The following is a 6,905-nucleotide window of genomic DNA, read 5'->3' as shown; positions in this document are numbered from 1 at the left end:
AAAGCATCCTTCAAAGAATCAGATGCTCTCGACAGATTCAGCTCCTAAACCCCTTGTCACGCGTTAACTCACCCGATTGCCCTGGGCGGCCCGCGGCGCTATCTTGCAACCATCACGTTTCCGTGCGATAAATTCCGTGTTCGGGCATTTGCGACCCGGAGAGCGGAACGTTTTGGACGACCTTTCCCCGATACTGTGAATCTCTGACGGCCCCGTTTTCGGCGGGGGGTTTTGACCATGCGCCAATGCATGACTGCCGAAGCAACCACCGGGAACTGCCCTTTGCGCCAGGCGGCGGGCAGAACCACCAAAGACTGAACGGGTGAAGGAGTTTCCCCAATGGCCCAGACCGGCACCGTTAAATTCTTCAACGCGACCAAAGGCTTCGGTTTCATCACGCCCGATGGCGGCGCCAAGGATGTGTTCGTCCATATTTCCGCCATCGAGGCTTCGGGCCTGCGCACGCTCGTCGACGGCCAGAAGGTCACCTTCGACGTCGAGCCGGACCGCATGGGCAAAGGCCCCAAGGCCGTCAATCTCCGCGCGGCCTGAGCTATCGGGACGTCCTCGGACGCGCGACGGAGGCTCCAACGCCTGAACCTGGCTTGGAGAGGGATTTGAATTTTGAAAGGCGCGGCGATCTTTGTCGCGCCTTTTTCGTGCCGAAGACGCGGACCAATGCATGTCGCCCAAAAGTGACCGGTTTGGGGGGACGATAGGCATGAAAACAAGGACCCGAAGATCGTCGCGACGCCCTTTGACTGCCCGTAAAACTTTCTCTTGCCGATGACGCTAAAATAAAGGACAAATTTCCTCTCGGGCATTTGCCGGCCCGAGACTGGAGTTTATGGGACAAAGGAGCTTCCCATGCCGCAGACCGGCACCGTCAAATTCTTCAACCATGCCAAGGGCTTCGGCTTCATCACGCCCGATGATGGCGCGAAGGATGTTTTCGTCCATATTTCAGCCGTGCAGGCGTCCGGTCTTCCCGGTCTCGAGGATGGGCAGAAAGTGTCATTCGACACCGAGCCGGACAAGCGTGGCAAGGGACCGAAGGCCGTCAACCTGTCGGTCGGCTGAGCCGGCTTCAGGCTGTGGGCGGGCAGTTTCGCCCCTTGAGAGCGTGTGATTTTTGACGTCTTTTTTGAATAAGCACGTCAAAATCCGTTCAGCCCCCGTTCAGCCACGGTCGCATATTAGTCTTTGGTAAAGCCGGACCGCATCCCCCGAAACTGCACGGGCCGGCACGAAGGAGACCAAGATGAACCGAATTTTCAAAACCGCCGTCCTGGCCGCTGCCGTGGCCGCCACCACGCTTGCGACCTTGCCCGCAGCCGATGCGCGTGACTGGCGCCGTCACGGCCATCACGGCAATGGCGATGCGATCGCCGCCGGCGTCCTCGGCCTCGCGGCCGGCGCTCTGATCGGTGGCGCGTTGGCCAATGACCGGCCCCCGCCCTACGCTGACCGCTACTACGATGACGGTTACTACGATCGTGACGTGGTGGTGCGCCCGGCCCCGGTCCGCCGCTACTATGCGGAGCCGAGGGTTGTCTACGCCGATCGTTATGCCGAGCCGTGGACGCGTGACTGGTACGAATACTGCTCGGACCGCTACCGCACCTTCAATTCCCGTACCGGCACGTTCACCGGCAATGACGGCGAACAGCATTTCTGCACCGCCAACTGAGGCTTCCCTGCCCCAAACAAAAAGCGCTGACCGCAAGGCCAGCGCTTTTTTGTTTGGAGCATCGCAGGATTTGGGACCGGTGATATCGGCAGCCCTAAACGAGGAAAGGATTGGTCCGCCGCTCCTCGCCAAAACGTCCACCGGGACCGTGGCCGCAGATGAAGCCGATGTCGTCGCCGAGCGGCAGGAGCTTGTCCTTGATCGAGGCGATCAGCGCCGCATGGTCGCCGCCCGGCAGGTCGGTGCGGCCGACCGAGCCGCGAAACAGCACATCGCCGACATGGGCGAACTTGGCCGCGCGGTTGTAGTAGACGACATGGCCGGGCGCATGGCCGGGGCAGTGCAACACCTCGAACACATGCGAGCCGAACGAGACGGTCTCGCCTTCGGTCAGGAACCGGTCGGGCACGCAGTTGCGCGCGCCGGCAATGCCGTAGCGCCTGCCTTGGTTTTCCAGATTGTCGAGCAGCGACTTATCGGCCTCATGCGGGCCGATGATCTCGACGCCGAGCGCTTCCTTTAGCTCCATGGCGCCGCCGGCATGGTCGATATGGCCATGCGTTATCCAGATCGCATCGGCTGATACCGAATTGTCCTTCAGCGCCGCCAGCACCTTGTCGATGTCACCGCCCGGATCGATGACCACACCGTGCTTGTCATCCATGTCGAACAGGATGGTGCAATTCTGCTGGAACGGTGTGACCGGCACGATGCCGGCATTGAGCTGACCCATAATCGTCCTTTCGCTATGCCAGCCGTGATTTAGAGACGCTGGTAAAGGGCGTCCACCCCCCGAAGGGCGAACAGTCAGTAGCCCCAAAACGGAAATGGGCGGCCGAAGCCGCCCATTTGAAGACCGAACGGCCCCTGCTTACTTCTTCATCGCGCCCATGACCGCGCCGAGAATGCCGGTCAGGATCGCGCCGCCGCCGGCGCCGCCGATGATATTCTGCAGGTTCAGCGCGCTGCCGAGACCGCTCGTTGCCGCTGCCGCAGCCGCCGGATCAACCGCGCCGCCACCAAGCAGGCTGCCGAGGATCGCCGCGCCGCTGACGCCGCCAATGGCTCCGCCCAGGATTTTGGGAAGCTGACCCATCGCCGCCGTCTTGAGCGCCGCACCGACCGCCTGACCACCGATGATACCTGTAATCACCTGTACGATGATCGGAAGAAGCGTGTTCATGTCCATATGATTAGTCCCTCCATAACTGCCAGCCTCCCGGGCCGACAGCATCATGAGACGCCGAATTGGACGAAAGTCAAATGCAAGAATGCTTAAATAAAAGGGGCGGCGCTAAAACCGCCCCTGCTTGCTAAAAAAGCTGTGACTATCGTTATTCCGCGGCGATCGCGTGCTTGGGTTGAACGGCGGCAGAATAGTCATCCATAAGGTTCTTGGCGATTTCACCGACCTCGAATCGGTAAGGTCCGATCTCCGACACCGGCGTTACTTCCGCTGCGGTGCCGGTCAGGAAGCACTGCTGGAAGCCTTCCAGCTCTTCCGGCAGGATTGCGCGTTCGATCACCTCCAGACCGCGATCCTTGGCCAACCCAATGACCGTGCGGCGGGTGATGCCGTCGAGGAAGCAGTCGGGCATGGGCGTGTGGATCTTGCCGTCCTTGACGAAGAAGATGTTGGCGCCGGTCGCTTCCGCGACCTGGCCGCGCCAGTCGAGCATCATGGCGTCGGCATAGCCCTTGGCCTCGGCGGCGTGCTTGGACATGGTGCAGATCATGTAGAGGCCGGCGGCCTTCGATTTGGACGGTGCGGTGCGCGGGTCGGGCCGGCGCCATTCCGCCACGTCGAGACGGATGCCTTTCAGCTTCTGCGCCGGATCGAAATAGCTCGGCCACTGCCAGATGGCGATGGCGCAGTTGATGCGGTTGTTCTGTGCCGAAACGCCCATCTGTTCGCTGCCGCGCCAGGCGATCGGCCGGACATAGGCGTCCTGGAAACCCTGCTTCTTCAGAAGCGTGGTGGAGGCGTCGTTGAGCTCGGCCACCGAATAGGGAATCTTGAAGCCGAGCAGGCGCGCTGATTCATGCAGGCGCTCGGTGTGTTCGTTGAGCTTGAATATCTCGCCGCCATAGGCGCGCTCGCCCTCGAAGACGGCGCTGGCGTAATGCAGACCATGGGTCAGCACATGGATCTTGGCGTCACCCCATTGGACGAATTCGCCGTTCATCCAGATGAAGCCTTCCAGTTGATCGAAGGGAACGGATGCCATGGTAACCTCCCGCGGGCGGCAGCCCGCATAGTGTTTTGTCGTTGTGTGTTCTTGTCGCCTATCGAAGGCGGCTTTTTCAGGAGCGTAGGCGGATAATTGCGCTCTGGCAAACTAAGGAAGTTCCGGAAAAACCGGCTTGCCTTGCCTTTTCGTTCGCAATGCGCCCAAAAGCTTGTCAAAAATTACCATTGCAGGGAAATTACGTCAATAGTACTGACATAATCTCTCTTTCCAACGGAGAAATGATGACGGATCGTAGCCACGCAGCCGGGAAACCGATCAGGACCGCGATGTCAGACGAGGACGGCATCGACTTCGCCATCATCGAATTGCTCTTCTTCGCCTATCGTGACTTCACCTCCGATCCGGATCAGATCCTGGCCGATTACGGTTTCGGCCGTGCCCATCACCGGGTGCTGCATTTCGTCAACCGCAGGCCGGGCCTGACGGTCGCCGAACTGCTCGACGTGCTGAAGATCACCAAGCAGAGCCTGGCCCGCGTGCTCAAGCAGTTGATCGACACCGATCATGTCGTGCAGTTGCAAGGTCCACGCGACCGCCGCCAGCGGGAGCTTTATCCGACGGCCAAGGGCCGTGCGCTGGCGCTGGCGCTGGCGCGGCCACAGTCGCGCCGCATCCATGCTGCATTGGAAGATTCCGGAATAACCGAACGGACCTTGGTGGAACGGTTCCTCGAAGCGATGGTCGATCCGGAACTGAGAGCGCAGATCGACCTGGGGTCCGCAAAAATGTCAGGGAAAAACCATGGAGAGCACTGAACGGGTAGATCACGCGGCCGCACCGGACGATGACGCACCGCATCTGCTTGTGGTCGACGACGACACCCGCATCCGCAATCTTCTCAAGCAGTATCTGACCGAAAACGGCTTTCGCGTCACCGTCGCCGGCAATGCCGACGAAGCCAGGCGCAAACTTGCCGGCCTCGACTTCGACCTTCTGGTGCTCGACGTCATGATGCCCGGCGAGACAGGCGTCGACCTGACCAAGTCGCTGCGCACCGAAAAGAACGTACCGATCCTGATGCTGACGGCGCTGTCGGAGACCGACAGCCGCATCAGCGGGCTGGAGGCCGGCGCCGACGACTATCTGCCGAAACCTTTCGATCCGCGCGAGCTGATCCTGCGCATCAACAACATCCTGCGCCGCGGCGGCCCGGCGACCACGCCGAAGGTCGAGCAGTTGGTTTTCGGCCCCTACACCTTCCAGATCGCCAGGCGCGAATTGAAGCGTGGCGGCGAGGCGTTGAAGCTGACCGACCGCGAGCAGGAGATCCTGGCGATCTTCGCCGCGCGGGCAGGTGAGACGATACCTCGCCACGAGCTTGTCGGCGACGATTCGGAAGTCGGCGAGCGCACCATCGACGTCCAGATCAACCGGCTGCGCCGCAAGATCGAGCGCGATCCGTCCAATCCGGTCTGGCTGCAGACCGTGCGCGGTATTGGGTATCGGCTCAGCGTGGAATAGAATGCCGCCTGCGGCCGGCTGAACGGCCGCGGGCAAGCGAAAAGAGCGAATGGCAACCACGGAACTGGAACAGCCGGGCAATGGCGGCTTGAGCGCACGCGCCACGCGGCCGCTGAAGGCGGTGCCACGCGCCTGGAACCGCTTCTGGCGCCTCGTCTCGCTCTATATGCCCAAGCGGCTCTATGCCCGCTCGCTGATCATCGTCATCGCGCCGATGATCCTGCTGCAATCGGTCGTCGCCTTCGTCTTCATGGAGCGCCATTGGGCAACCGTGACGCAGCGCCTGTCGCAAGCCACCGTGCGCGACATCGCCGCCATCGTCGACCTGATCGAGACCTACCCGCAAGACGCCGACTACACCAGCATCATCCGCATCGCCCAGGACCGCATGCAGTTGAAGGTCGACCTGCTGCCGCCCGACCCTTTGCCGCCGCCAGGACCCAAACCTTTCTTCTCCATCCTCGATGACGTTCTCTCGTCCGAAATCACCCGCCAGATCAACCGGCCGTTCTGGATCGACACGGTCGGCAATTCCAACATCATCGAGGTGCGCGTCCAGCTCGAGAACAAGGTGCTGCGCGTCTTCGTGCGCCGCAGCCAGGCCTATGCCTCGAATACCCACATCTTCCTGATTTGGATGGTCGGCACCTCGCTGGTGCTCCTGATGATCGCCATCCCCTTCCTGCGCAACCAGATCCGGCCGATCCTGACGCTTGCCGAAGCCGCCGAAAGCTTCGGCAAGGGCCGGCCGATGCCGCGCGATTTCCGGCCGCGTGGCGCCGAGGAGGTTCGTCGCGCCGGCTTTGCCTTCATGCAGATGCGCGAGCGCATCGAACGCCAGATCGAGCAACGCACCGCCATGCTGACCGGTGTCAGTCATGATCTGCGTACCATCCTCACCCGCTTCAAGCTGCAGTTGGCGCTGGCCGGCGGCAAGGCCGAGACCAAGGCGGCACTCGACCAGGACATCGACGACATGCAGTCGATGCTCGAAGGCTATCTCGCCTTTGCCCGTGGCGAGGCTTCGGAAGACGCCGGACGGTTCGATCTCGAAGCTTATTTCGAGAAGCTGGGCGAGGAGGCCAGGCTGCGCAAGCGCAAGCTGTCGACGACGCTTGCCGGTGACCCCGATGTGCATGTGCGGCCGAACGCCTTTGCCCGGCTGATGTCCAACGTCATCGGCAACGCCTTCCGCTATGCCAAGACGGTGGAGGTCAACGCCACCCATGGCCGCGGCTCGCTGCTGGTTACCATCGACGATGACGGCCCAGGCATTCCGGCCGACAGGCGCGAAGACGTGTTCAAGCCTTTCGTGCGGCTCGACGAGGCGCGCAACCTCGACGCCAGCGGCACCGGGCTCGGCCTGTCGATTGCCCGCGACATCGCCCGCAGCCACGGCGGCGACATCACCCTGGACGACAGCCCGCTCGGCGGCCTGCGAGCGGTGATCAAGGTTCCCGCATAATCCGCGGAGGACCGGGCTTCATCCGCCCGTCATGAAA

The 6,905-nt window shown here is 61.8% G+C and carries 9 protein-coding genes; 6 read left to right on the top strand and 3 right to left on the bottom strand.

Annotated elements, in window-relative coordinates:
• Positions 1–339 precede the first annotated feature (339 nt).
• The 3 genes from NKH03_RS28645 (at position 340) to NKH03_RS28635 (ending at position 1,690) form a co-directional block, all read left to right on the top strand.
• Positions 340–552, top strand: coding sequence for a cold-shock protein (locus tag NKH03_RS28645; RefSeq protein ID WP_006202520.1), 213 nt, complete (start codon positions 340–342; stop codon positions 550–552).
• 315 nt (positions 553–867) lie between these two features.
• The gene (locus NKH03_RS28640) at positions 868–1,080 is read left to right on the top strand and encodes a cold-shock protein (RefSeq protein ID WP_013530020.1); all 213 of its coding nucleotides are present in this window, start codon (positions 868–870) and stop codon (positions 1,078–1,080) included.
• Between the two features lie 181 nt (positions 1,081–1,261).
• Positions 1,262–1,690 (top strand): BA14K family protein, encoded by a 429-nt coding sequence (locus NKH03_RS28635; protein ID WP_352863893.1) that lies wholly within the window; start codon positions 1,262–1,264, stop codon positions 1,688–1,690.
• Positions 1,691–1,784: 94 nt separating this feature from the next.
• On the opposite strand, the gene NKH03_RS28630 is transcribed toward NKH03_RS28635, so the two are convergent.
• The 3 genes from NKH03_RS28630 to NKH03_RS28620 all read right to left on the bottom strand — a co-directional run bounded on the left by NKH03_RS28630 (position 1,785) and on the right by NKH03_RS28620 (position 3,918).
• Complete coding sequence (locus NKH03_RS28630) at positions 1,785–2,423, bottom strand: MBL fold metallo-hydrolase (RefSeq protein ID WP_352863895.1); 639 nt, start codon at positions 2,421–2,423, stop codon at positions 1,785–1,787.
• Positions 2,424–2,561: 138 nt separating this feature from the next.
• A complete protein-coding gene (locus NKH03_RS28625; protein ID WP_352972166.1) occupies positions 2,562–2,879 on the bottom strand; it encodes a hypothetical protein in 318 nt (105 codons plus the stop codon).
• A 145-nt stretch (positions 2,880–3,024) separates the two neighbouring features.
• Entirely contained in the window at positions 3,025–3,918 is an 894-nt protein-coding gene (locus NKH03_RS28620; RefSeq protein WP_352972164.1) for a branched-chain amino acid aminotransferase, read from the bottom strand.
• A 245-nt stretch (positions 3,919–4,163) separates the two neighbouring features.
• Between NKH03_RS28620 and NKH03_RS28615 the strand changes: the two genes are divergently transcribed.
• Genes NKH03_RS28615 through NKH03_RS28605 form a run of 3 tightly spaced genes read left to right on the top strand, consistent with a single transcriptional unit; the run spans position 4,164 to position 6,868 of the window.
• Complete coding sequence (locus NKH03_RS28615) at positions 4,164–4,697, top strand: MarR family winged helix-turn-helix transcriptional regulator (protein WP_352881126.1); 534 nt, start codon at positions 4,164–4,166, stop codon at positions 4,695–4,697.
• Complete coding sequence (locus NKH03_RS28610) at positions 4,684–5,403, top strand: response regulator (protein WP_352972162.1); 720 nt, start codon at positions 4,684–4,686, stop codon at positions 5,401–5,403. Before NKH03_RS28615 ends, NKH03_RS28610 begins: the two co-directional genes overlap by 14 nt.
• Before the next feature lie 49 nt (positions 5,404–5,452).
• Complete coding sequence (locus tag NKH03_RS28605; RefSeq protein ID WP_352972161.1) at positions 5,453–6,868, top strand: ATP-binding protein; 1,416 nt, start codon at positions 5,453–5,455, stop codon at positions 6,866–6,868.
• Positions 6,869–6,905 lie beyond the last annotated feature (37 nt).

It is taken from the genome of Mesorhizobium sp. M1406 (genome assembly GCF_040317555.1).
Classification (GTDB): domain Bacteria; phylum Pseudomonadota; class Alphaproteobacteria; order Rhizobiales; family Rhizobiaceae; genus Mesorhizobium.
The sequence above is the reverse complement of the archived record's forward strand: the minus strand, read 5'-3'. Positions and strand labels throughout refer to the sequence as shown.

What these genes read in the sequence shown, in the direction of transcription:
- NKH03_RS28625 (WP_352972166.1), bottom strand. Translation starts at nt 2,879, where the DNA reads ATGGACATGAACACGCTTCTTCCGATCATCGTACAGGTGATTACAGGT.
- NKH03_RS28620 (WP_352972164.1), bottom strand. Translation starts at nt 3,918, where the DNA reads ATGGCATCCGTTCCCTTCGATCAACTGGAAGGCTTCATCTGGATGAAC.
- NKH03_RS28610 (WP_352972162.1), top strand. Translation starts at nt 4,684, where the DNA reads ATGGAGAGCACTGAACGGGTAGATCACGCGGCCGCACCGGACGATGAC.
- NKH03_RS28645 (WP_006202520.1), top strand. Translation starts at nt 340, where the DNA reads ATGGCCCAGACCGGCACCGTTAAATTCTTCAACGCGACCAAAGGCTTC.
- NKH03_RS28640 (WP_013530020.1), top strand. Translation starts at nt 868, where the DNA reads ATGCCGCAGACCGGCACCGTCAAATTCTTCAACCATGCCAAGGGCTTC.
- NKH03_RS28630 (WP_352863895.1), bottom strand. Translation starts at nt 2,423, where the DNA reads ATGGGTCAGCTCAATGCCGGCATCGTGCCGGTCACACCGTTCCAGCAG.
- NKH03_RS28615 (WP_352881126.1), top strand. Translation starts at nt 4,164, where the DNA reads ATGACGGATCGTAGCCACGCAGCCGGGAAACCGATCAGGACCGCGATG.
- NKH03_RS28635 (WP_352863893.1), top strand. Translation starts at nt 1,262, where the DNA reads ATGAACCGAATTTTCAAAACCGCCGTCCTGGCCGCTGCCGTGGCCGCC.
- NKH03_RS28605 (WP_352972161.1), top strand. Translation starts at nt 5,453, where the DNA reads ATGGCAACCACGGAACTGGAACAGCCGGGCAATGGCGGCTTGAGCGCA.